The following is a 22,077-nucleotide window of genomic DNA, read 5'->3' on the forward strand; positions in this document are numbered from 1 at the left end:
CGATCCATGCGTAGTTCTTTGCGTGTTACTCCACGAGGCAACTGGCTGGCCCCGACGCTGCTGGCCCTGACCCTGCTCGCACCGACGGCGCAGGCGGCCGCGAAGGGTTGCGCGGCCTTCGGCCAACTGCCCTCGGTCATCGAGATGGACCAGGGTCTGCAGCAGGAACTGCGCCTGCCGGTGGCCATCACTCGGGCGGCGGTCGGCGAGCCCAAGGTGGCCGATGTCCAGCCCAGCGGCGCGCGGGCCGTGCTGCTCACGGCAGTGGGGCAGGGCACCACCAGCCTCATGCTGTGGACCGACTGCGCTGCCCAGCCGCATCGGGCCATGCTGTTCGTCAAGGGCCGGGCCAGCGCCGACATGGCAGAGGCCGCGCAACTGCCCACGGCCCAGGAGGACCTGCCCGTGCAGGTGCAGGCCGATATTCGCTTCGTTGAAGTGCGCCGCCTGAAATACAAGGAGGCCGGCGCGCGGTTGTTCTTCAAGGGCTCGAACAACAGCCTGATCGGCTCGCCCAATACCGTGCCCAACACCGTGGTGCGCCCCGGCTACGTGCCGGGCGTTGCCACCGGCACCAACCCGGTGACCTACGCCGATGTGCGGCCCGGCATCCCGCTCGACAACGACGTCTTCAACATCGTCTGGGGCGGCGGCAGCAGCCGCTTCCTGGCGATGATCAACGCCTTGGAGAACAGCGGCTTCGCCTACACCCTGGCCCGCCCCAGCCTGACCGTGCTCAGCGGCCTGACCGCGAGCTTCCTGGCCGGTGGCGAGATCCCCATACCGGTGCCCAGCAGCGGCAGCGACAACGTGTCGATCGAGTACAAGGAGTTCGGCGTGCGGCTGGCGCTGACCCCGACCGTGGTCAGCCGCAACCGCATCACCCTCAAGGTGGCGCCCGAGGTCAGCGAGCTCGACTACAACAACGCGGTGGTCATTGCCGGTACCCAGGTGCCGGGCCTGAGCGTGCGCCGCACCGACACCAGCATTTCGCTGGCCGATGGCGAGAGCTTCATCATCAGCGGGCTGATCAGCAGCAACGTGCGTTCGGCCGTGGACAAGATGCCGGGCCTGGGCAACCTGCCGATCATCGGCGCGTTCTTCCGCCAGTCGGCACTGAACCGCGAAGAGACCGAGCTGCTGATGATCGTCACCCCGCACCTGGTCCAGCCGTTGGCCGTCAATGCGCGCCTGCCGGAGCTGCCGGGCGAGGCGCTGCGCACCTACGACCCCAGCTGGGGCCGCCTGTTCTTCATGGAAAACGGCAACTTCGAAGGCCGTGGCGGGTTGTCCCAATGAGCGAAAGCCTGAACCAGACCTACCTGGCCCTGACCCGCAACGACGAAGACCTGCACTGGCTGCAGGGCGCGTTGGCGCCGCTTGGGCAGGTGATCGGCGCCAGCAGTGCGAACCTCGACGAGTTGCTGGCGCTGGTCGACATGACCTTCAGCAACCTGGTGTTCATCGGCCTGGACCGCGAACAGCTGATTGGCCAGTGCGCGTTGATCGAGGGCCTGCTGGAAGCCAAGCCGATGCTGGCCATCGTCGCCCTCGGCGACGGTATGGATAACCAGCTGGTGCTGCACGCCATGCGCGCCGGCGCCCGTGACTTCGTCGCCTACGGCTCGCGCGCCAGCGAGGTGGCGGGGCTGGTGCGGCGCCTGGGCAAACGCTTGCCGACGGCCACCAGCAACCCCAGCCTGGGCGGGCTCACCGTGCTCTATGGCGCCCAGCGCGGCGCCGACGGCGCGCTGCTCACCACCCACCTGGCGCGGGTGGTACAGGAGAGCGGGCAGCAGACCCTGCTGCTCGACCTCGGCCTGCCCCGTGGCGACAGCCTGGCTTTGCTTGGCCTGGAGGCGTCGTTCCATTTCGGCGATGCCCTGCGCCACCTGCGCCGGCTCGACGCCACCCTGATCGACAGCGCCTTCACCCGCGACAAGGGCGGCCTGCGCATCCTCGCCTATGCCGACAGCGACGAGGCCCTGCAACAGTCCAGCGCCGCCGAGCTGCACATGCTCCTCGGCGCCCTGCGCCAGCACTTCCAGCACATCGTCGTGAACCTCACCGGGCAGGCCGACAGCGAGGCGCTGCGGACCCTGGTCAGCCACTGCGACAAGTTGATCGTCTACACCGACCAGAACATCCTCGACTGCCGGCGCAACCTCGACGTGCTCGAGCAGTGGCGCGACCGTGGCATCAAGCTCGAGCACGCCAGCCTGCTGGTGGACCGCTACCTGCGCCAGGTGGCGCCGGATGCCGAGGCCCTGGCCAAGCGCTACGGGCTGCCCTTGCTCAAGGTCATGCCGTACAGCCCGGAAGTGCGCCTGAACGCCAAGAACCAGGGCCTGAGCCTGTTCGAACTGGCCCCGCGTGAAAGCCTTACCCAGGCCCTGCGCGGTCTGGGCGAGCGCCTGGCGCGGCGCTCGGAGAACCTTTCGCCGCCGGGCCAGACCTGGCTGCGCCGGCTGTGGGGCAACCGATGATCAGCGAAGAACCCTTTGGCGGGCCCCGTCACGCGGCCAGTGACCCGCAGGCGCTCAAGCGCGCCTTGCACCGGCACGTGATCGATGCCATCGAGGACAGCGGCCGCAACCTGCTGGAGGGCGCGCGGCCGGTGCTGGCGCAGTTCGTCCTCGAGCAGGTGGGCGACTATGTCGCGCGCCTGCGCCTGGCCCTGTCGCGCTACGAGATGGAGCGCCTGGCCGAGGAGATCGTCGACGAGCTCACCGGTTATGGACCGTTGGAGGTGCTGCTGCGCGACCCGAGCGTCACCGAGATCCTGGTCAACGGCCCGTACCGGGTGTTCGTCGAACGCTCCGGCCTGCTGCAGCAGACCGACCTGCGCTTCATCGATGCGCACCATGTCGAGCGGGTCATGCAGCGCATCCTCGCGCCCCTTGGTCGGCGCCTGGACGAGTCGTCGCCGATGGTCGATGCGCGCATGCCCGATGGCAGCCGGGTCAACGCGATCATCCCGCCGGTGGCCCTGGACGGGCCGTGCCTGTCGATCCGCAAGTTCCGCCAGGACATGCTCAAGAGCGCCGACCTGCTGGCCACCCGGGCCATCGACCAGCCCATCTACGACTTCCTCGAACGCGCCGTGGGCCGGCGCTGCAACATCCTGGTCAGTGGCGGCACCGGCACCGGCAAGACCACCCTGCTCAACATCCTCAGCCAGATGATCGCGCCCCAGGAGCGCCTGGTGACCATCGAGGACGTGGCCGAACTGCAGCTGCACCATCCGCACGTGGTGCGCCTGGAAACCCGCCCGCCGAATGCCGAGGGCCACGGCGAGATCAAGGCCAGCGAGCTGATCCGCAATGCCCTGCGCATGCGCCCCGACCGCATCATCCTCGGCGAGATCCGCGGCGCCGAAGTGCTCGACGTGATGACCGCGATGAACACTGGCCACGACGGTTCGATGAGCACGGTGCACGCCAACACCGCCCAGGACGCCCTGCTGCGCCTGGAGACCCTGGTCGGCCTGACGGGGCGGCAGATTGCCGAGAAGACCCTGCGGCAGATGATCTGCGCCGCGCTGGACGTGGTGATCCAGCTGACCCGCCTGGCCGATGGTCGGCGCTGCGTCAGCGAGGTGCTCGAGGTGGTCGGGGTGCGTGACGACGTGTATGTCACCAACACCTTGTTCCGCCTGGACCGGCGCAGTGGCGAGGGCTTTCTGCGCGAGGCGCCGAACCCCGCCGGCGGCAAGCTGCGCCACGAAGGGGTGCTGTGATGGGCCCGCTGCTGCTGGCGCTGTCGCCCCTGTGCCTGGGCATGGCCTTGCTGCTCTGGCGTCTCGGCCTGTACAAGCGCGGCGAGGAACGCATCCTCGAACGCCTGGGCCGGGCCTACCGTGTCGTGCGCAGCGGTACGGCCCGGCGTGACTGGCTCGACCCGTTGCTGCAGCGTGCCGGCCTTGCCCATGCCGATTTTTCCCCGCGCCCCTGGCTGCTGGGCTGGCTGGCGCTGGCCCTGCTCGCCGGCCTGCTGGCCGGCTGGGTGGCGGCGCTGATGGTGCTGGCGGGCCTCCCTTTGCTCGGCCACCTGTATCTGAGTTGGCGCTGCCGGCGTCGCCTGCAGCAGATCGTCCAGCAATTGCCCGGCCTGCTCGACTACAGCGTGCGCAGCCTCAAGGCCGGACGCACCCTCAACGAGGCGGTGCTCGGCGGCGTCGACAGCACCCGCGAGCCGTTGCGCTCGGCAATGTTGCGGGTGCGGCGCAACGTGCAGCTCGGTGTGCCGCTGGAGGATGCCGTCAGCGAATTCGCCGAACTCTACGGCCAGGCCGAGCTGCGCATGTTCGCCCTGGGATTGCGCATCAACCAGCGCCACGGCGGCAACGCCAGCGAACTGATGGAGAACCTGATCAAGCTGATCCGCGAACACGAGCAGGGCGACCGGCAACTGCGCGCCATGACCGGCGAGACCCGCATCACCGCGTGGATCCTCGGCGCGCTGCCGCTGGTGATGGTCGGCTACTTCCTGTTCGCCAACCCCACCTACCTGCTGGCCATGTGGCGTGATGCCAGCGGCCAGATGATGCTGCTGTTCGCTTTTGTCATGCAGGCGGTCGGCTGCCTGGTGCTGTGGCGCATGATGAGGAGCCTGTGACCATGGCCCTGATGCTCAGCGCCCTGTGCCTGTTCGCCGCGTTCGCCCTGCTGGCCGCGCAGGCCATCGGCCAGTGGCGCGCTCGCCAGCGCGTGGCGCGGCGCCTGCAGGGGCGGCTGGACCGCGACGAGCGCCTCGGCGACTGGTTGCAGTGGCTGGGCAGCAGCCCGTGGGGGCGGCGCCTGCAACGGCTGGACGGCGAGACCCAGGCGCTGCTCGACCGCCTGGGCTGGCGACGCAGCCGGCAACGCGCACTGTTCGCCGCCGTGCAATTGGGCTTGCCGGTGCTGGCAGTGGGCATGGCGCTGCTGTTGGCCCATGGCCTGCCCGGGGAAAACCGTGGGCACTGGGGAGTGCTGTTGCTTTGTGCGCTGGGCGCGGGCTACCTGTTGCCCAAGCGCCTGCTGGTCGTGGCGGCGGCCCGGCGCCAGCGGCGGATCGCCGAGGAGGTGAGCCTGCTCATCCCGTTGCTGCGCATCCTCTTCGAAACCGGGCTGGCGGTGGAGCAGGCTCTGCGCGTGCTGGCCCTGGAAGGCCGCAGCCTGGTGCCGAACATCAGCGACGAGTTGCGCCTGGTGTTGCAGCGGGTCGATTCCGGCCTGGCCCTGGGCCCGGAGCTGGAAAAGACCGCGCGCCTGCTGGCGGTGGACGAGTTCATCGACACCTGCGTCATCCTCCAGCAACTGCTGGTGCAGGGCAGTGGCTCGATGAAGTCGCTTCTGGCACTCAAGGAACTGCTCGACGACCGCCGCCTGACCGGCCTGCAGGAGCGAGTGTCGAAGATGTCGGCGAAGATGTCGGCGGTGATGATGGTGTTTCTGTTCCCGGCCCTGCTCATTGTCCTGGCCGGGCCGGGGTTTTCCGCCCTGGCGCGGGCCTTGGGCTCATGAGCGCCGGAACATTCGGGCATTGATAGGGGAGACGCGCAATGAAAGCCATCCTGACGTTCATCAGCCTGCTGCTGCTCGGCGGCTGCGCCGGGCAGCCCCCCGAAGGCCTGGCGCGCCTGCTGGGCGGCGGTACCTGTGGCAAGCCCGACGCCGACCAGCAGTTGAGCCTGGACATGGCCGACCAGATGATCAGCGAAGGCCGACCGCACGCCGGGCTGGCCCACCTGGAGCAGTTGCCCGAGCAGCTCGAGCAGGTGCGTCTGCGCAAGGCCAAGGTGCTGCGCCTGCTCGGGCGCCCCGAGGCCGAACCGCTTTACCGCAGCCTGCTCGGCGGCTGCCTGGCCGCCGAAGGCGAGCACGGCCTGGGGCAACTGGCCTCGGCCCGTGGCGACGACACCCAGGCCCTGCGCAACCTGCAACGGGCGGCGCGGCTGGCGCCCACCGACGAGAAGGTGCGCAACGACCTGGGCGTGGTGCAGATGAACCTGGGCAATCACGAACAGGCGCGTTTCGAGTTTCTGACCGCCATCGAGCTCAAGGACGATAACCCGCTGCCGGCCGTCAACCTGGTGACCCTGTCACTGGTGCAGGACAACTGGCGCCAGGCGGAGGACCTGGTCAATCGCCTGCACCTGAAGCCCGAGCAGTTCGCCGAGGCCCAGGCCCGGGCGCAGCGCATTCTTGCCAACGGGCGTGGCCCGCTGGCCGCCACCGAATCCCCGGCTGCGGCCATCAACTGAGCGGAGGTGAACATGTTCAAGCCCTGGATCGTCCTCGCCTGCCTGGCCGCGCCACTGTCGGCGCTGGCCGAGGACCCGCCGCGCCAGCCGCGCCCGCAGACCGCCACCGAAGCCCTGTTGCAGGTGCAGGCGAGCAACCGCCAGGCCTCCAGCGTGCGCCAGGTGCAGACCGACAAGGAGCGCGACCAGGCCATGCAGCGCTGGCTGGACAGCTACAAGTATCCGATCCCGGATTTCTACCGCTGGACCAAGATCAGTTCGTCGAACAATTGAGTGCCTGATCGCGGCCTGGCCCCGCGATCAGAATCAAGGCATTCAATGGGTGGTAAAGCGCTGATGCACTGGCGAAGAGCGTGGGGTCAGCGCCAGCGCCAGTTGCGTGCGGTTGTGCATGTGGGTCAGGCGCAGCACCTGGGACACGTACAGCTTCACCGTGTTTTCGGTGATGCCCAGTTCGCAGGCGATCTGGTAGTTGGTCTTGCCCTTGCTCACCAGGCGGGCGACTTCCAGTTGCCGCGGTGACAGCTTCTCGAACGCCGCCGGCAACTCCGGCTCGCCTTCCTCGCTATCGCCGGCGCGCCGATGGGCGCCCTGGCCGCGGGCTTTTTCCAGGTCCTGGTAGAGGTCGTCGATGGACTCGGCCAGCTCCTGCAGGCGCTGGTTGAGGCTGCCCAGTTCGCGGAAGTTGCGCCGCCGCTCCAGCAGCGCGGTTTCCTGGCGGCGCACGCCTTCGAGCAGTTCGTCCAGGTCCATGGGTTTCTGGTAGTAGTCCGCAAAACCCTCGCGCAGGGCGCGGATCACGTCCTGCTTGTCGGCGCGGCCGGTCAACATGATCGCCTCGAACATGCGCTGCGGCCCGGCGAGCTGCTTCAACGTGCGCACCAGTTCGATGCCATCGCGTTCGGGCATGTGCAGGTCACACAGGATCAGGCCGATGGTTTCGTCCGCCTTGAAGCAGTCGATGCCCTGGCCGGTGGAGTGGGCGGGGACACAACGGTAGCCCTCGCTTTCGAGGAATTCGCACAACTCTTCGACGATCACTGGCTGGTCGTCGACCACCAGCACTTTCACCTCACTGACGGGTTTGTTCACGATCAACTCCCTGTTGTATCGGCCCTGCTCCCGGGCCAGACGCTCTGGCAGTTAGAAAAGTAGTCGCACTTTGCCGTTATGTACATCGGTCCTACTCCAGAATCCGACCCTTCGGTCGTTTATTGGATCCATACCGCTGTCAGCAGGAAGCCAGCGAGCACGTAGGGGGCAAAGGGCTGCTTGTCGCCGACCTGTTCGGCCAGCGCCTGCAGGCGCTTCTTCACCTTGGGGTTGAGCAGGGTCCACAGGCGCCGGCGGCCGAACATCCAGGCCAGGACGGTGACCCCGGCGCCGATGAAGGTGCCGAGCACGTACTGCGGGCTGGTGGCCAGCGCCAGGGCGCCCATCAGTTTCACGTCGCCGGCGCCGAAGCGGCCGAGCATGTAGCCGGGCAGGGTCAGCAGCATGACGATGGCCAGGCCCCAGCCGGCCTCGCTGGCGTCGGCGCCGATCCAGCTGCGTCCGGTGGCGAACAGCCAGGCCAGGGCGCACGCCGCGACGCCCAGGGTCAGGGCGTTGGAGATTTGTCGTTCACGGACATCTTGTTCGGTGCACAAGGCAAGCCACAGCAGGAGAACAATGCTTTGCATTGGCAAAATGCCATCCCTATTCGTTGAACGGTTCTATGCTTTCAGACAGGTCTCACAGTCAGGGTAGACGCGAACATGAAAGCAGGCCCGGCGGGACAACAAAAAGGCGCGGCTGCCATCGAGTTTGTCGCGGTATTCATGGTGTTTTTCGCGGTGTTCTACGGCCTGGTCTGCTACGCCTTGCCAATGCTCATGCTGCAGTCGTTCAACCAGGCCAGCAGCGAAGCGGTGCGCCGTTGCGTGGCCGTGGACCCGAGCAGCCAGACCTACGAGCTGGATGTGCAGGGGCTGGCCCGCCAGGTGATCGGCCAGCAACTGGCGTGGATGCCCAATGCGCTGGGCTTCAATGTGAACACCGATACCCGGGTCACCGTAGGCACGGACAAGGTGCTGACGGTGGTGATCGACTATCCCCGCGAACGCCTCAATCGGGTCTTGCCGACCCTGCTGCTGCCGGTGATCGGTGATGTGCCCAAGCTGCCCGCGCGGCTGCAGGCCCAGGCGAGCCTGCAACTGTGAGTGGCGGTCTGTTCGACCGCTGGTTCGCCGCGCCGGCTCCTGCCCAGGCGCCCGAGGCGACACCCGCCGTCGGCCTGCAACTGTGGCTCGACGACCAGGCGCGGGTGCTGCGCCTGGCCGGCCCGCTGCGCAGCTTGCTGGCATTGCCCGGCCAGGCTGGCGCACGGGTGCACGACTACCTGGAGCGACACAGTTGGCTGGTGCTCGAAGGCCATCCCGCAGACTGGCAGGGGCAGCCACTGGACTTGGATTTCCATACGGTCATGGGCCACGCCCTGCACACCCGTGGCTGGCTGCAACGCCACGAGCAGGGCTGGATGCTGCAACTGTTCGATATCGGCGACCTGCTCCGCGAACAGCGCTGGGATCGCCAGCGACCGCTGCTCGGAGAGATCGGCCATGCCCTGCGCGAATGCGGCGCCGAGCGCCTGGCGCAGACGGTGCGCGAGCAGTTGCGTAGCCTGACTGAACACTGGCAGGCCGCCGCGCTGCGCCTGGTGCTGCGCGAGCCTGGCGGCTGGCGCCACTTTGCCAGCAGCGATGATGCCTGGCCCTGGCCCGATGATCGTCGGTTGCGGGACAGGCTGGACCAGTGGCCGACCCAGACCCTGATCGAGGTGCGCGACGACCCTGATCTGCTCGCCCTGTGCGGAGGCGCCTCGCTGTTCCTGGTGCCCTACCGGCAAGGGCTGGAGGCCGAGGCCTGGATGTTGTGCGCCGGGGCGCGCCAGGTGCCTGCGGTCGACATGGCCATGGCCCTGGTGCGCAGCCTGACCGAGCCGCTGCTGGTACGGCATCGCCGCCAGCAACTGCAGCACCAGGCCCATCACCTCGACGACCTGCAGCAGCAGTTGGGCGCGGGGTGGTGGGAGTGGCCGGCGCACGGCGACCTGCAGTTGGACCCGGCCCTGGCCGCAGCCCTTGGTTTCGACAGCCGGGTCGGCCAGGCCCAGTGGCTTGACCGCCTGCACCCGGCCGACCGCGAACCGGCGCAGCTGGCCCTGGACCAGGCCCGTGACGGGCAGGCGTTGAGCCTGGGTGTGCGTCTGCTGGACCGTGACCCGCTCGCGACGCCGCGCTGGTTCCATTGGGCCGGCCAGGGCCGGGGCGGCCAGTTGCGCGGTTTCCTGCTCGATATCAGTGCCCTCAAGGCCCAGGAGCAACAGGCTGGCGCGGCCCGGGCGCGGCTGGAGAACCTGATTGCCCGCTCACCCGCGGTGATCTATGTGCAACGCTATGCCGAGGGCGCGCTGCACAGCGATTTCTACAGTGCCAGCCTGGCGCCGTTGCTGGGTTGGGAGGCCGACGGCGAATTCGCCCGCCAGCCGGGCCTGGCGGTGCACCCCGACGACCGTCCGCTGTGGCTGGAGCGCACCCGCAGCCTGCTGCGCGATGGCCAGGTGCGTTGCCGCTATCGCCTGCGCGACCACCTGGGGGGTTACCACTGGATGCTCGACGAGGCCCGCCTGCTGCGTGACGACTTGGGTCAGCCGCTGGAGGTGGTCGGCCTGTGGCTGGACGTCAGCGAAGCCACCGAGGCCGCCGAGCGCATGCGCCAGAGCGAGGAACGCTACCGGGTGCTGGTGGAGGACTCGCCGGCGATGATCTGCCGCTATCGCCCGGACCTCAGCGTGCTGTTCGGCAATCGCCCGCTGGCCGATTACCTGGGTTGCACGCCCGAGCAGTTGCAGGGCGCGGACCTGGGGCAATGGTTGTCCGCCGACCAGCGCGAGGGATTCATCCAGCGCCTGCGGGCACTGACGCCCGAGCAACCGGTGAGCAGCGCGGAGATCTGCCTGCAGTTGCCTGGCCGTGAGCATGCCTGGTGGGTCTGGGCCGACCGCGGCATGTTCGACGGCGAAGGCCGCCTGCTCGAGGTCCAGGCCGTGGGCCGTGACAACACCGAGGTGCGGCGCAGCCAGCAGCAGCTGTTGCAGGGGGCCAAGATGGCTACCCTCGGCGAGTTGGCCACCGGCCTGCTGCACGAGATCAACCAGCCGCTCAACGTGATGCGCATGGCGGTGGTCAATGCGCTCAAACGCCTGGAGAACGGCGCCGCCGATCCGGCCTACCTGGAGGACAAGTTGCGTCGTATCGAGGCGCAGGTAGAGCGCGCGGCCCGGCTGGTCGAGCACATGCGCGTGTATGGTCGGCGTTCGACGGTCGAGCGCGAGCGCTTCGCCGCCTGGTGCGCGGTACAGGGCGCCCATGCATTGCTGGAGGAGGGCCTGCGCGGCAAGGGCGTGGCGCTGCAGCTGGAATCGCCCGAGGCGATGCCACAGGTGCTCGGGCATCAGGACCAGCTGGAGCAGGTGCTGATCAACCTCATGGTCAACGCCCGCGATGCCTTGCTGGAACAGCAGGTGGCGCAGCCCTGGATTCGCGTGCGCCAGGCACTGCATGGCGAGCGGCTGTGGCTGCTGGTGGAGGACAATGCCGGCGGCATCGATGCGCGGCTTCACGAGCGGATCTTCGAACCCTTTTTCACCACCAAGCCGGCTGGTGTCGGCACCGGCCTGGGGCTATCGGTCAGCCATGGCATCGTCAGCCAGATGGGCGGCGAACTGACGGTGAGCAATACGCCCGGGGGCGCGTGCTTCTGCATCGAGCTGCCGGTTCACTGCACCAGTTGAGCGTGGCCGCTGGAGCAACTGAGGTTGGCGCCGACCTCGGCGCTGGCCAGATCGATGCCCAGCACCTTGAGCAAGCCGTTGACCAGTGGATCGAGCAGCGGGCTGAGCAGGTTCCTGATGATCGGCTCGAGGATGTTCTTCACCCCATCCAGCAGGCCGGCGGTGAGCACCAGCACCTGGCCGAGGCCACTGTTGGCAGTGGGTCTGTAGGCTTCCAGATGTACTCCCGCAAGCGTGCCGGACAGACTGCCCACCACCTGGCCCTGGTCGCTATCCATGGGCTGGAACATCGGATCCTGGCCGATAGTGCGTGGGGCATGGTCGCCGGCGAAGACCAATGGTTTTTCCGTTGGGCTGCTGCCGAGCAGCTTGGTGTCCACCCGCAGGCCGATACCGCCGCCGGCATAGGGCACGCGTGTACCGCAGGAAGGCGGCAGGATCAGCAGGCGGCTGCAGACATTGGTGCCGATATCGATTACCGGCAGGGCCTGCACTTTCACTAGGTCAGGCCCATTGCTGAGGAACTCGGCCGGTGAGTCGAACTTGCCGATCGCGATCCTCGCCGCCGAGCGCTGGGTGAGAGTGGTCAGGCTCTTGGGCGCGCAGCTGTAGTTGTCGGGTGGTGCCGGGCGCAGGCGGCTGGTGCCTTCGGCCACTTCGATGCCGATGTCGATGTGCACCTGGCTGTCCAGCAGCTTGATGTCGCTGACCTTGCACGGGATGCCCAGGGCGCAGGTCAGCGACTGCACGGTGCCCAGCAGGTTCAGGCTGAGCAGGTTGTTGAGCACGTTGGTCAAGGGCGCCGCCAGGTCCAGCACGGCATTGAGCAACCCGGCGATGCCGGTCAGCAGGGGCAGGTCCAGTGATACCAGCGCGCGGATCTGCGCGGTATGGACGCGCAACTCATCGCTGCGCGGGTCGCCCACGGCGGAGTTCTGCGGGGGCTGGATCACCTTCAGATACACGCGGCCGTTGATCAGACCCAGCACGGTGATGGGGATCTCGGCGTTCACCGCTTGCCGATTAGCCGCCAGTTGAATCATGGCCTGGACCAGTTGCAGCAGTTGCACGTTCGCGTCCAGGCCGGCCTGGACGGTGCCGGTCTGCAGGTTGAGTAATTGTCCAACGGTGATCGGCCCTTTGAGGTCCGCGGCGAGTTTGAGCAGATTGCCGGTCACCTCCACGGCGGCGCCGCTTTGCTGCAGTACCTTGACGGCGACGTCCAGCAGCTTGTCGGCGGTGGTCTGGAGGTTCAGCAGTTGCTGGTAGTCGCCCAGGTTCAGGTGCAGGTCGGTGGACAGTGCGTCGAGGTAATCGAGCAGGTTGAGCTGGGTATCGGCGATGCCTTGCCAGCCCAGCACGGTGAGTTGGGTGCTGGCGCCGATGGCCTTCAACAGGGCGTTGAGAATGGCCGACTGCATCGAACTGACCTGCAGCAGTGTGCTGCGAATGCTCAGCATTGCCTGGGGCGGCCCAGGGTTGGCGGCCACCGCGCTGGCGCGCAGGGTGGTGGTGCGGGCGATGGCACCGCCCTGCACCAGCGCGTAGATGCCACCGGCAAAGCTGGTGACCACCACATTGCTGACCTCGACCTTGATCGCCTCGTTGCGCTGGTTGTCGGCAGTGAAGGTGCGCAGGTTGTCATTGCCGGTGCGCAGGTAGCCACAGCTGGCGATCAGCGGGTTGAGCGGCGAATGGCCGTTGCGGGTGGCGGCGGTGCGGGCCAGGGTGGATGCCTGCGGGCCGCTGCCGGTGCAGGCGCCGTCATGCTCGGCGGCTTCCAGCGCAGCCATGTCGGCGATGCGTTGCAGCTTGCGTTGTTCGAGGTAGAGGCGGCCGCTGTCGACGGTCAGGAGCATGAACACCAGGGCCAGGCCCATGGTCAGCGCGGCCATCAGGCCGATCGCGCCGCGTTGGCGCACAACGGAACGGGGAACCACGGGCACTCCTTTGCCGGCCTGGGGCCCGGCAGCGCGGCGGCAGTGCAAGGAGTGTAGTCAAGGTGATAGCAAGTTGCCTTGATCGAAGTGCCCCGCCCCAGCGGCGCATCGCGGGGGCGGGGCAGCGGGTTTGCCCCGCGATCAGGGGCTCAATGTGGCGGATAGTTGCTCAGCAACTGGGTCACGGTCTTCTGGATCGCCGCGTTGCGCTCCTGCGGGCTGGGTGGGTAGTTGTTCATGATCTGTTCGGCGCTGCCACGCCACACCAGCTTGCCGTCACGCCCGTCGAACAGGTCGACCTGGATGGTCGCCACCTTGTAGTCGACGCTGCGGGTCTCGTTGTACATCGGCCCGCCCCAGTAGCCGCCCCAATAACCACCCCAGGCGCCGCCATAGTTGGTGGTGATCTGCTGCTGGCGGTCCTCGACGATCAGGTAGGCGCGCACCTTCACATCGGCCCGGGCACTGCCCTGGACCGGGCGCAGGCCACGCTGGTCGAGTTGCCCGGCGACCGCCTGACGGATGCGCTGCTCGGTCAGGTCGCTCTTGATCCGCGGATCGTCCGGACGGTATTGCAGGGCCGGCTCCTGCCAGGCCCAACTGCGGTAGGCGGCGAAGTCGCGGCTGGCATCGAAGTCCTGCTGCACGTTGTTGCTCGAACAGGCCGCCAGCAGCAGGGCGAAGGACAGAAGGACGAGACGGCGCAACATGATGGTTCTCCGTAAAGGGTCAGCTGGGAGGATAGCCGCTCATCGCCTTGCTCACCGACTCGCGCAGGGCGCTTTCGCGTTCACGCGGCGAGTCCTTGTCGCTGCCGCTTTCGGCGCTGGCGCTCCACACCGGCTGGCCGTTGCGGGCATCGAACAGGTCGATGCGCACCACCATCACTTCGACCTGGTAGGTGCGCACGATCGGCACGCTGCCATAGGCGCCATAACCATTGCGGTAGCCGCCGTAGCCGACGCTGCCATAGGGGTAGGGGCCGTAATAGGGATCGTAGTCGTAGTCGCGTACCTGGCGCAGGCGCCGCTCCAGGCGCACGTCGGCGCTGACCAGCAGGTCGGCAGGAGCATTGTGGGCCGGGCGCAGGCCGTGCTGGTCGAGGGCGCTGCTTACCGCGTCGGCCAACTGGCCCGGCGTAGCGTTCGCCAGGCCGCCGGGGGGCTGGCTGTTGCGCCAGCTCCAGCTGCGGTACCGGCCATAGTCGCGCGGTGGCGTGGGGTAGGCGCTGGCGTCGAAGGTACCGGCGGCTTGCGGCGGTGCCGGTGGCAGCGGCTTGCCGCTGGCGACATAGGGGTTGCTGCTCTGGCAGGCGGCCAGGGCGAGGGGGAGCAGGGCCAGGCAGAGCAGACGGTACGGCATGTATCCTCCTGGCGGGCGGGTCAGTGGGGCCGGCAGATCCAGTGCAGGTAACGACCCAGGCCGGCGAAGCTGGGGTGGCGACGGTGCGCCAGCTCCATCTCCAGCAGGTCGAGCAGCTCGGCCTTGGCCTGGAACTCCTTGGGCATGTAGTCGTGGAACACCCGCACGCCGCTTTCGCTTTCGACCTGCCACATGGGCTCAAGTTGCGCCTTGAGCTCGCGTGGATCAAGTGGTTTCTGTGGCGTCAGGCTCTGCTTCTCGCCGGCCAGGCGGTTATGCCGCAGCTTGCGGAAATGCCCCTTGAGCAGGTTGCGGTAGACCAGCGCGTCGCGGTTGTAGAAGGCCAGCGACAGCCAGCCGCCCGGCGCGGTCAGCTGATGAAGCACCGGCAGGATGCTTTCGGGTTCGGCCAGCCATTCGAGCACCGCGTGGCACAGCACCAGGTCGTAGGGCTCGGTGAGCTGGCCAAGCAGGTCCTGCCAGGGCGCCTGGATGAACGTCGCCTGCTGGCCGGCCTCGGCGAAGCGCGCACGGGCACCGTCGAGCATCGGCGCGGCGGGCTCGGCGAGGGTCAGTTGGTGGCCACGCTGGGCCAGCCACAGGGCCATGTGGCCCAGGCCGGCACCGATGTCGAGTACCCGCAAGGGGCGGTCGGGCAAGGTTTCGGCCAGGTCGGCCTGCAGCACCGCCAGGCGGATCGCCCCTTTGGCGCCGCCATAGATCTTCTCGGCGAAGCGGCTGGCCAGCTCATCGAAATGACGGTCGTTCATTTGGCGAAGCGCCTCTCGCTGTCGGCGAGCTTGGCCCGCACCACCTCGTTCATGTCCAGGCCAAGCTCGCTGCACAGCAGCAGCAGGTAGAGGACGATATCGCCCACTTCCTGGCCGGCGTGGGCAAGCTGGTCGGCGGGCAGCTGGCGCGACTGGTCTTCGCTCAGCCACTGGAAGATCTCCACCAGCTCGGCCATTTCGACGCTGGCGGCCATGGCCAGGTTCTTCGGGCTGTGGAAACCCCGCCAGTCGTTGGTGTCGCGGATGCGGTGCAGGCGTTCGGTCAGTTCTTGCAGGTTCATCGGGATCTCCTCGTGGCGCATAGCTTCCGGCGAGGTTCCTTGCAAAGCAAGCCCGATCAGAGCGCGCGCCAACTGCCGAGCATGTGCACCAGCCCACCGTGGCCATCCAGGCGCAGCTCGCCGGCCGGACCCGCCTCGCTGGCGCTCAGCACTACTTCCGAAGGCAGTCGCACCGGCTTATGGAAATCCACCGCGAATTCATAACCGGCTTTCGGCAGGTGCCCCTGCAGCGCCGCCAGCGCCATGGCCTTGCTCCACATGCCGTGGGCGATGGCTCTGGGGAAACCGAACAGCCGTGCGCTGAGGCGGCTCAGGTGGATCGGGTTGTAGTCGCCGCAGACCCTGGCATAGCGCCTGCCGATGTCGCTGTCGGCGTACCAGCGGGTGGCCTCGGGCAATGCGGCGGGTGTCTGCGCGGTGGCGCTGGCGGCCTGTTGCTCGAGCTTGAGGCCGCGCACCAGCATGCGGCTGGTCTCGCGCCAGAGCAGCCCGAGCCCGTCCTCGGCCTCGGTCACCAGGTCGAAGGTGCCGCCCTTTTCGTGGGGCTGCAGGTTGTCGGCGAACACCGCGAAGCGCAAGCCATCGATGCCGCCCAGTGGGCGCAGCACCCGCAGGCTGTTGTGCAGGTGCACCAGCCCGAGCAGGGGGAAGGGGAAGTCGTCGCCGGTAAGCAACTGCAATTGCAGGCTGAAGGCCATGACGTGCGGGTAGGTGCCCGGCAGGCGGCCGTCATCGGCGAAGTGGCAGAGCCGGCGGTAGGCTGCCAGGTTGGTGCCATCGACCCGCAGGTAGCAGCGCAGGCCCGGCTCAGGCAACTGGCTGCCACGGATCTTGCGTCTGCCGAGGGCGCGCAGGTAGAGGTTCAGGCGTGAGTCGGGGCTGTGCAGGTCGTGCCAGGGTCGGGTCATGGTCAGGCTCCCATCAAGGCCTGGCCGCAGACCCGCAGGGCCTGGCCGTTGACCGCGCCGGAACCTGGCTGGCTGAGCCAGGCGATGGCCTCGGCGACATCCTGCGGCAAGCCGCCCTGGCCGAGCGAGCTCAGGCGCCGGCCGGCCTCGCGCAGGCCCATGGGCATGGCCGCGGTCATGTGCGTCTCGATAAAGCCCGGCGCCACCGCGTTGATGCTGGCACCCTGTGCGGCCAGGCGCGGCGCCCAGGCCTGGGCGAAACCGATCAGCCCGGCCTTGCTGGCCGCGTAGTTGGACTGGCCGCGGTTGCCGGCGATGCCGCTGACCGAGGCGAGCAGGGTGATACGGGCGTCGCGCTGCAGCTTGCCACCCTCGAACAGCGCCTGGGTCAGCACCTGCGGGGCCTTGAGGTTGACGGCCAGCACCGCGTCCCAGTATTCCGGGGTCATGTTGGCAAGAGTCTTGTCGCGGGTGATGCCGGCGTTGTGCACCAGGATGTCCAGGCCTTGCGGCAAGGCTTCGAGCAACTGCGCGGCGGCATCGGCGGCGCAGATGTCCAGGGCCAGGGCACGGCCGCCCAGGCGCGCGGCGAGGGCGTCGAGGTCGCGCTGCGCCTGGGGCACGTCGAGCAAGGTCACCTCGGCGCCATCGCGGGCCAGGGTTTCGGCGATGGCCGCGCCGATACCTCGCGCGGCACCGGTGACCAGGGCGTGACGGCCGGCCAGCGGGCGAGTCCAGTCTTCGACCTGGGCGGCGCACGCCGACAGGCGCAGGACCTGCCCGGAAACGAACGCACTCTTGGGCGAGAGAAAGAAGCGCAGCGCGCCTTCGAGCTGGTCTTCGGTGCCGTCACCGACATACAAGAGGTTGGCCGTGGCGCCGTTGCGCAACTCCTTGGCCAGCGAACGGCTGAAACCCTCCAGGGCGCGTTGGGCGACACTGGCTTGCGCATCGTCCAGGCTTTCCGGGGCGCGCCCCAGGATCACCACATGGGCGCTGGGGGCCAGGCTGCGCAGCAAGGGCTGGAAGAATTCGTGCAACTGCTTGAGCGCGTCGCTGTCGGACAAGCGACTGGCATCGAATACCACGGCCTTGATTTTCGGCCCCAGGCCGGCGACCCAGGCGGGGGCGTCGAGTGCTTCGGCGTCGAAGCCGTAGCAATCGGCGGTCAGGCGTGGGGCGATTGCCGCGACCTGGCTGGCCAGTGGGCCGCCACCGAGCACCAGCGCGCCCTCGATGGGGCGCAGGCGCCCGGCCTGCCAGCGCTCCAGCGGCACCGGGCGCGGCAGGCCGAGGGCATCGACCAGTTTGCGGCCAAGGGTGGAGTTGGCAAAGCCCAGATAGCGGTCGCTCATGTACGGTTCTCCCTGAAGGCAAGCATGCAAGTGTGGACCAACTTTGTGGCAGGGTCGTTCGAATAGCCGAAAAGAACCTAGTCTTAAGGCTCAAATTGTTTCAGGAGGAACAGGCATGCAGTCAATTCGCCGGGTCGCGATCCTGGGGGGCAACCGGATTCCCTTCGCCCGCTCCAATGGCGCCTACGCCAAGGCCAGCAACCAGGCGATGCTCACCGCCGCCCTCGAAGGCCTGGTGGAGCGCTACCGCCTGCATGGGCTGCGCCTGGGCGAGGTCGCGGCGGGGGCGGTGCTAAAGCACTCGCGTGACATGAACCTGACCCGCGAGTGCGTGCTCGGCTCGCGCTTGTCGCCGCAGACGCCGGCCTACGATATCCAGCAGGCCTGCGGCACTGGGCTGGAGGCGGCGTTGCTGGTGGCCAACAAGATCGCCCTGGGACAGATCGACAGCGGCATCGCCGGCGGCGTCGACACCACCTCGGATGCCCCCATCGCGGTGAGCGAAGGGTTGCGTAAGATCCTGCTGCAGGCCAACCGTGGCAAGAGTCTTGGCGAGCGCCTCAAGCCTTTCCTCAAGTTGCGTCCGGGCCTGCTCAAGCCCGAGCTGCCGCGCAACGGCGAGCCGCGCACGGGGCTGTCGATGGGCGAGCATTGCGAGCGCATGGCGCAGACCTGGCAGATCGAGCGCGGCGACCAGGATGCGCTGGCGCTGCTCAGCCATCAGCACCTGGCGGCGTCCTATCGCGAGGGATGGCACGACGACCTGCTCACGCCCTACCTGGGGCTGAGCCGCGACAACAACCTGCGCGCCGACCTCACCCTGGAACAGCTGGCCAAGCTCAAGCCGGTGTTCGAGCGCAGCGGCCTTGGCACGCTCACGCCGGGCAACTCCACGCCGCTGACCGATGGTGCCTCGCTGGTACTGCTCGGCAGCGAGGCCTGGGCCGAGGAACAGGGCCTCAAGGTGCAGGCCTACCTGGTCGACGGCGAGGCGGCGGCGGTGGATTTCGTCCATGGCCAGGAGGGCCTGCTAATGGCGCCGGTGTACGCGGTGCCACGGCTGCTGGCACGCAACGGCCTGACCTTGCAGGACTTCGATTTCTACGAAATCCACGAAGCCTTTGCCGCCCAGGTGCTGTGCACTCTCAAGGCCTGGGAAGATGCCGACTACTGCCGCACACGGCTGGGGCTCGATGCGCCGCTCGGTGCGATTGACCGTACCAGGCTGAACGTGAAGGGCAGCTCGCTGGCCGCAGGGCACCCGTTCGCCGCGACGGGCGGGCGGATTCTGGCGAACATGGCCAAGCTGCTCAGCGAGCGGGGCAAGGGGCGCGGCCTGATCTCCATCTGCGCGGCGGGCGGCCAGGGAGTGACGGCGATCATCGAGCGATAGGTTCGGCGTTGACTGCGATGGCTGATACCCTTGTCCGTCCCGAGACACCAGGCCCAATCATGTCGACTATCGGCCCGCGCCCCATCCCCACGCTGGACCACTTGCCCAGGCCGCTCTATGCCCGCGCCGAGAGCCTCGGTGCCGGATCCTGGACCACCCGCCACCGCCACGACTGGGTGCAGTTCTCCTACGCCATCAGCGGGGTGCTTGGCGTGTACACCAGCGACGGCAGCTACTTCGCCCCGCCGCAATGGGGCGTGTGGATCCCGGCCGGCACCGAGCACGATGTGGTGACCTCGATGCAGGCCGAGATGCGCAGCCTGTATGTGCGCAGCGATGCCTGCCCATGGTCGCCCAGCGAATGCCGGGTGCTGGAGGTCACGCCGCTGGCGCGCGAGCTGATCAAGCAGTTCTGCACCTTCGCCGTGGCCTATCCGGAGGGCGACAGCGCCGAGGCGCGGCTGGTGGCGGTGTTGCTGGACCAACTGCGCACCCTGCCGCAGGTAGGCTTCTCGCTGCCGTTGCCGCGCCATCCGGGGTTGCTGGCGTTGTGCAACGGGCTGATCGCCGCGCCCGACCAGGTGCAGACCTTGCAGCAGTGGGCCGTGCAACTGGGGGTGTCGGAAAAGACCCTGATGCGCCTGTTCCAGCGCGAGACGGGGCTGAGCTTTCGCAACTGGCGCCAGCGCATGCGCCTGTTGACGTCGCTGGCGCTGCTGGAGGCGGGGGAGAGCGTCACCCAGGCGGCGCTGGGCTGCGGTTATGACTCGACCTCGGCCTACATTGCCGCGTTCAAGCAGTTGTTCGGGGCGACGCCGGGGGAGCTTCGCCTGTAGCAGGTAAAAGGCCGGTCGGTGGGCAACCGCGCATCTACAAGAGCGCGCGTGCCCACCGCCGGCAACTCAGGTCTTGAACCTGCGCACCAGCGCATCCAGCTCGTTGGACAGCCCGGCAAGGCTCTCGGAGTCCTGACGCGCCGCCTGGGCCAGTTCCGCCACCAGTTGGGCATCGCCATGGATCTGGCTGATGTGGCGGTTGATGTCCTCGGCCACCTGGTGCTGCTCCTCGGCGGCGGTGGCGATCTGGGTGTTCATGTCGCGGATGACGTCCACCGATTCGCGGATCTGGCCGAAGCTGTCGCGGGCCAGGCCGATACGGCTGACCGACTGCTGCGAGACCTCGATGCTGGCGTGCATCTGTTCGGCCACCTGGGCCGTGCGGCTGGCCAGGTTGCCCAGCAGGCCGTCGATCTCGGCGGTGGAGTCGGCGGTGCGCTTGGCCAGGGCGCGGACTTCGTCGGCGACCACGGCAAAGCCGCGGCCCTGCTCACCGGCGCGTGCGGCCTCGATGGCGGCGTTGAGCGCCAGCAGGTTGGTCTGCTCGGCAATCGAGCGGATGGTGCCGAGGATCGACTGGATGGCATTGCTGTCACGCTCCAGTTGCTGGATCGACTGCGCCGACTGCTCGATTTCCTGGCTCAGGCGATCGACGCTCTGCACCGCCGCGTCGATCTGCTGCTGCCCTTCACGGGCCTGCTGCTGGCCGCTGTCGGCCGATTGCGCGGCCTGGCTGCAGGAACGGGCCACCTCGTTGGCGGTGGCGACCATCTCATGGAAGGCCGTGGAGACCATGTCCACCGCTTCGCGCTGGCGCCCGGCCGCTTCGGCCATGTCGCCGGAAACGCGGGTCGAGCTGTTGGAGGTGCTGAGGATCTTGCTCGCCGCACCGCCGATGTGCTGGATCAAGCTGCGGATGGCGCCGAGGAACTGGTTGAACCAGCTGGCCAGCTGGGCGGTTTCGTCGCGGCCGCGGATCTCCAGGTTGCGGGTCAGGTCGCCTTCGCCCTGGGCGATGTCCTCCAGGCCGCTGGTGACGCTGTTGATCGGGCGCACGATGAGCTTGGCGAACGCCGCGCCTACCACGGCGAACACGGCGGCCAGGATCAACGCGACGACGCCGATCAGCCAGGTAAGGCGGGTGGTGGTCTGCATCACTTCGTCTTGCTGGATCAGGCCGATGAAGGTCCAGCCGAGTTTCTCGTCGGGGTAGACGTTGGCCATGTAGCGCTCGCCGTTCAACTGCACTTCGGCCAGGCCCTTGCCGGCCTTGGCCAGCTCGGCGTAGCCGTCGCCCAGGCTGGCGAGCTGCTTGAAGTTGTGGCTGGCGTCGCGCGGGTCGACCATCACGTTGCCGTTGTTTTCCATGAGGATCAGGTAGCCGCTCTCGCCCAGCTTGATCTGCTTGACGATTTCGGTAAGGCCCTTGAGCGACACATCGATGTTGACCACGCCGCCCGGGTTGCCCAGCGTGTTGGCCACGGCGCGCACGGTGCTGACCAGCACGGCGTCGTCGCCGGCCCAGTAGTAGGGGGCGGTGCGCAGGGTTTTGCCGGGGTTGGCCATGGCCGCCTGGTACCAGGGGCGAGTACGCGGGTCATAGTTGGCCATTTTCGGATCGCCCGGCCAGAACGCGTAGCCGCCGTCCTTCAGGCCATAGGACACATAGGCGTAGTCCGGGTGGCTCTGGGCCAGGCGGCTGAACAGGTCGAACAGCGCCTTGTCCTGCTCGCCGGGGGTAATGCTGGCGGCATCGGCGCTGATGTGCTTCTTGACGTTGTCAGCGCTGGCCGCCACCAGGGGCTGTGCGGCGAGGTAGTCGACGTTCTGGGTGATGCCCTGGAAGAAGATGTCCATGGCATTGCCGACCTGGCGAATCTCCCGGCTGCTGTTGTCGAGGAAATCGTCGCGGGCTTCGCCGCGCAGGTTGAGCACCACCAGGGTGGCGACCAGGACGATGGGCAGGCCGGCGATGATGGCGAAGGCCCAGGTGAGTTTCTGCTTGATGTTCATCCACGCTCCCAGAGTTGTTCTTGTCGTTGCACGAGGCTGTAACAGTGCATCGGCAAAGCCTGGGTTTTATGTAGGCGAACGCCTGTATTTATTGGGTGAAAAGGCTATTGAAGGGGA

General features: G+C 67.7%; 21 protein-coding genes and 1 pseudogene. 11 read left to right on the forward strand and 11 right to left on the reverse strand.

The features are described 5' to 3' along the window. Positions 1-6 precede the first annotated feature (6 nt). From BMY03_RS24560 to BMY03_RS24590, 7 genes are read left to right on the forward strand one after another with little or no spacing between them, the layout of a single operon-like run. Positions 7-1,299 (forward strand): type II and III secretion system protein family protein, encoded by a 1,293-nt coding sequence (locus BMY03_RS24560; RefSeq protein WP_094012494.1) that lies wholly within the window; start codon positions 7-9, stop codon positions 1,297-1,299. After that, the gene (locus BMY03_RS24565) at positions 1,296-2,486 is read left to right on the forward strand and encodes a CpaE/TadZ family protein (protein ID WP_038706839.1); all 1,191 of its coding nucleotides are present in this window, start codon (positions 1,296-1,298) and stop codon (positions 2,484-2,486) included. Before BMY03_RS24560 ends, BMY03_RS24565 begins: the two co-directional genes overlap by 4 nt. Further along, the gene (locus BMY03_RS24570) at positions 2,483-3,739 is read left to right on the forward strand and encodes a TadA family conjugal transfer-associated ATPase (protein WP_038706838.1); all 1,257 of its coding nucleotides are present in this window, start codon (positions 2,483-2,485) and stop codon (positions 3,737-3,739) included. Before BMY03_RS24565 ends, BMY03_RS24570 begins: the two co-directional genes overlap by 4 nt. Further along, entirely contained in the window at positions 3,736-4,617 is an 882-nt protein-coding gene (locus BMY03_RS24575) for a type II secretion system F family protein (RefSeq protein ID WP_094012495.1), read from the forward strand. The genes BMY03_RS24570 and BMY03_RS24575 overlap by 4 nt, the downstream gene beginning before the upstream one ends. Before the next feature lie 2 nt (positions 4,618-4,619). Then, complete coding sequence (locus BMY03_RS24580; RefSeq protein ID WP_094012496.1) at positions 4,620-5,507, forward strand: type II secretion system F family protein; 888 nt, start codon at positions 4,620-4,622, stop codon at positions 5,505-5,507. Between the two features lie 38 nt (positions 5,508-5,545). Beyond that, positions 5,546-6,247 carry a tetratricopeptide repeat protein gene (locus BMY03_RS24585; protein WP_094012497.1) on the forward strand — a complete coding sequence of 234 codons (702 nt, stop codon included), beginning with the start codon at positions 5,546-5,548 and terminating at the stop codon, positions 6,245-6,247. A gap of 12 nt (positions 6,248-6,259) precedes the next feature. Continuing rightward, a complete protein-coding gene (locus BMY03_RS24590; RefSeq protein ID WP_038706834.1) occupies positions 6,260-6,520 on the forward strand; it encodes a DUF3613 domain-containing protein in 261 nt (86 codons plus the stop codon). Between the two features lie 42 nt (positions 6,521-6,562). Here BMY03_RS24590 and BMY03_RS24595 read toward each other — a convergent pair whose 3' ends face one another. Next, on the reverse strand, positions 6,563-7,345 hold the full coding sequence (locus BMY03_RS24595) for a response regulator (RefSeq protein WP_376780528.1): 783 nt from the start codon (positions 7,343-7,345) through the stop codon (positions 6,563-6,565). Between the two features lie 113 nt (positions 7,346-7,458). Then, positions 7,459-7,929 carry an A24 family peptidase gene (locus BMY03_RS24600; protein WP_038706832.1) on the reverse strand — a complete coding sequence of 157 codons (471 nt, stop codon included), beginning with the start codon at positions 7,927-7,929 and terminating at the stop codon, positions 7,459-7,461. A gap of 75 nt (positions 7,930-8,004) precedes the next feature. Between BMY03_RS24600 and BMY03_RS24605 the strand changes: the two genes are divergently transcribed. After that, positions 8,005-8,448, forward strand: a complete 444-nt coding sequence (locus BMY03_RS24605; protein ID WP_094012499.1) for a TadE/TadG family type IV pilus assembly protein — start codon at positions 8,005-8,007, stop codon at positions 8,446-8,448. Then, positions 8,445-11,081, forward strand: coding sequence for a PAS domain-containing sensor histidine kinase (locus tag BMY03_RS24610; protein WP_094012500.1), 2,637 nt, complete (start codon positions 8,445-8,447; stop codon positions 11,079-11,081). The genes BMY03_RS24605 and BMY03_RS24610 overlap by 4 nt, the downstream gene beginning before the upstream one ends. On the opposite strand, the gene BMY03_RS24615 is transcribed toward BMY03_RS24610, so the two are convergent. From BMY03_RS24615 to BMY03_RS24645, 7 genes are all read right to left on the reverse strand, one after another. Then, on the reverse strand, positions 11,066-13,021 hold the full coding sequence (locus BMY03_RS24615) for a pilus assembly protein TadG-related protein (protein ID WP_232888279.1): 1,956 nt from the start codon (positions 13,019-13,021) through the stop codon (positions 11,066-11,068). The two genes, BMY03_RS24610 and BMY03_RS24615, sit on opposite strands and share 16 nt — an antisense overlap. 149 nt (positions 13,022-13,170) lie before the next feature. Then, positions 13,171-13,731 (reverse strand): DUF4136 domain-containing protein, encoded by a 561-nt coding sequence (locus BMY03_RS24620; protein WP_094012501.1) that lies wholly within the window; start codon positions 13,729-13,731, stop codon positions 13,171-13,173. A 19-nt stretch (positions 13,732-13,750) separates the two neighbouring features. Next, positions 13,751-14,383 (reverse strand): DUF4136 domain-containing protein, encoded by a 633-nt coding sequence (locus BMY03_RS24625; protein ID WP_094012502.1) that lies wholly within the window; start codon positions 14,381-14,383, stop codon positions 13,751-13,753. 20 nt (positions 14,384-14,403) lie between these two features. Next, positions 14,404-15,153, reverse strand: coding sequence for a methyltransferase (locus tag BMY03_RS24630; RefSeq protein ID WP_094012503.1), 750 nt, complete (start codon positions 15,151-15,153; stop codon positions 14,404-14,406). Then, positions 15,150-15,455 carry a MazG-like family protein gene (locus BMY03_RS24635; RefSeq protein ID WP_046857688.1) on the reverse strand — a complete coding sequence of 102 codons (306 nt, stop codon included), beginning with the start codon at positions 15,453-15,455 and terminating at the stop codon, positions 15,150-15,152. The genes BMY03_RS24630 and BMY03_RS24635 overlap by 4 nt, the downstream gene beginning before the upstream one ends. A 56-nt stretch (positions 15,456-15,511) precedes the next feature. After that, a complete protein-coding gene (locus BMY03_RS24640) occupies positions 15,512-16,363 on the reverse strand; it encodes a MaoC family dehydratase (protein WP_094012504.1) in 852 nt (283 codons plus the stop codon). 2 nt (positions 16,364-16,365) lie between these two features. Further along, on the reverse strand, positions 16,366-17,718 hold the full coding sequence (locus BMY03_RS24645; protein ID WP_094012505.1) for a 3-oxoacyl-ACP reductase: 1,353 nt from the start codon (positions 17,716-17,718) through the stop codon (positions 16,366-16,368). A gap of 115 nt (positions 17,719-17,833) precedes the next feature. On the opposite strand from BMY03_RS24645, the gene BMY03_RS24650 reads away from it, so the two are divergent. Both BMY03_RS24650 and BMY03_RS24655 read left to right on the forward strand, forming a co-directional pair. After that, positions 17,834-19,111 (forward strand): acetyl-CoA C-acetyltransferase, encoded by a 1,278-nt coding sequence (locus BMY03_RS24650; RefSeq protein ID WP_094012506.1) that lies wholly within the window; start codon positions 17,834-17,836, stop codon positions 19,109-19,111. 59 nt (positions 19,112-19,170) lie between these two features. Next, positions 19,171-19,947 (forward strand): AraC family transcriptional regulator, encoded by a 777-nt coding sequence (locus BMY03_RS24655; RefSeq protein WP_038706826.1) that lies wholly within the window; start codon positions 19,171-19,173, stop codon positions 19,945-19,947. A 66-nt stretch (positions 19,948-20,013) separates the two neighbouring features. On the opposite strand, the gene BMY03_RS27095 is transcribed toward BMY03_RS24655, so the two are convergent. Continuing rightward, positions 20,014-20,781: a methyl-accepting chemotaxis protein gene (locus BMY03_RS27095; protein WP_371041622.1), complete on the reverse strand. Its 768-nt coding sequence runs from the start codon at positions 20,779-20,781 to the stop codon at positions 20,014-20,016. A 90-nt stretch (positions 20,782-20,871) separates the two neighbouring features. Further along, a pseudogene (locus BMY03_RS27100) lies at positions 20,872-21,960 on the reverse strand (HAMP domain-containing protein); the annotation flags it as partial. Between the last annotated feature and the right edge of the window lie 117 nt (positions 21,961-22,077).

Origin of the sequence: Pseudomonas soli (genome assembly GCF_900110655.1) — a bacterium.
In the GTDB taxonomy this organism is placed as follows: domain Bacteria; phylum Pseudomonadota; class Gammaproteobacteria; order Pseudomonadales; family Pseudomonadaceae; genus Aquipseudomonas; species Aquipseudomonas soli.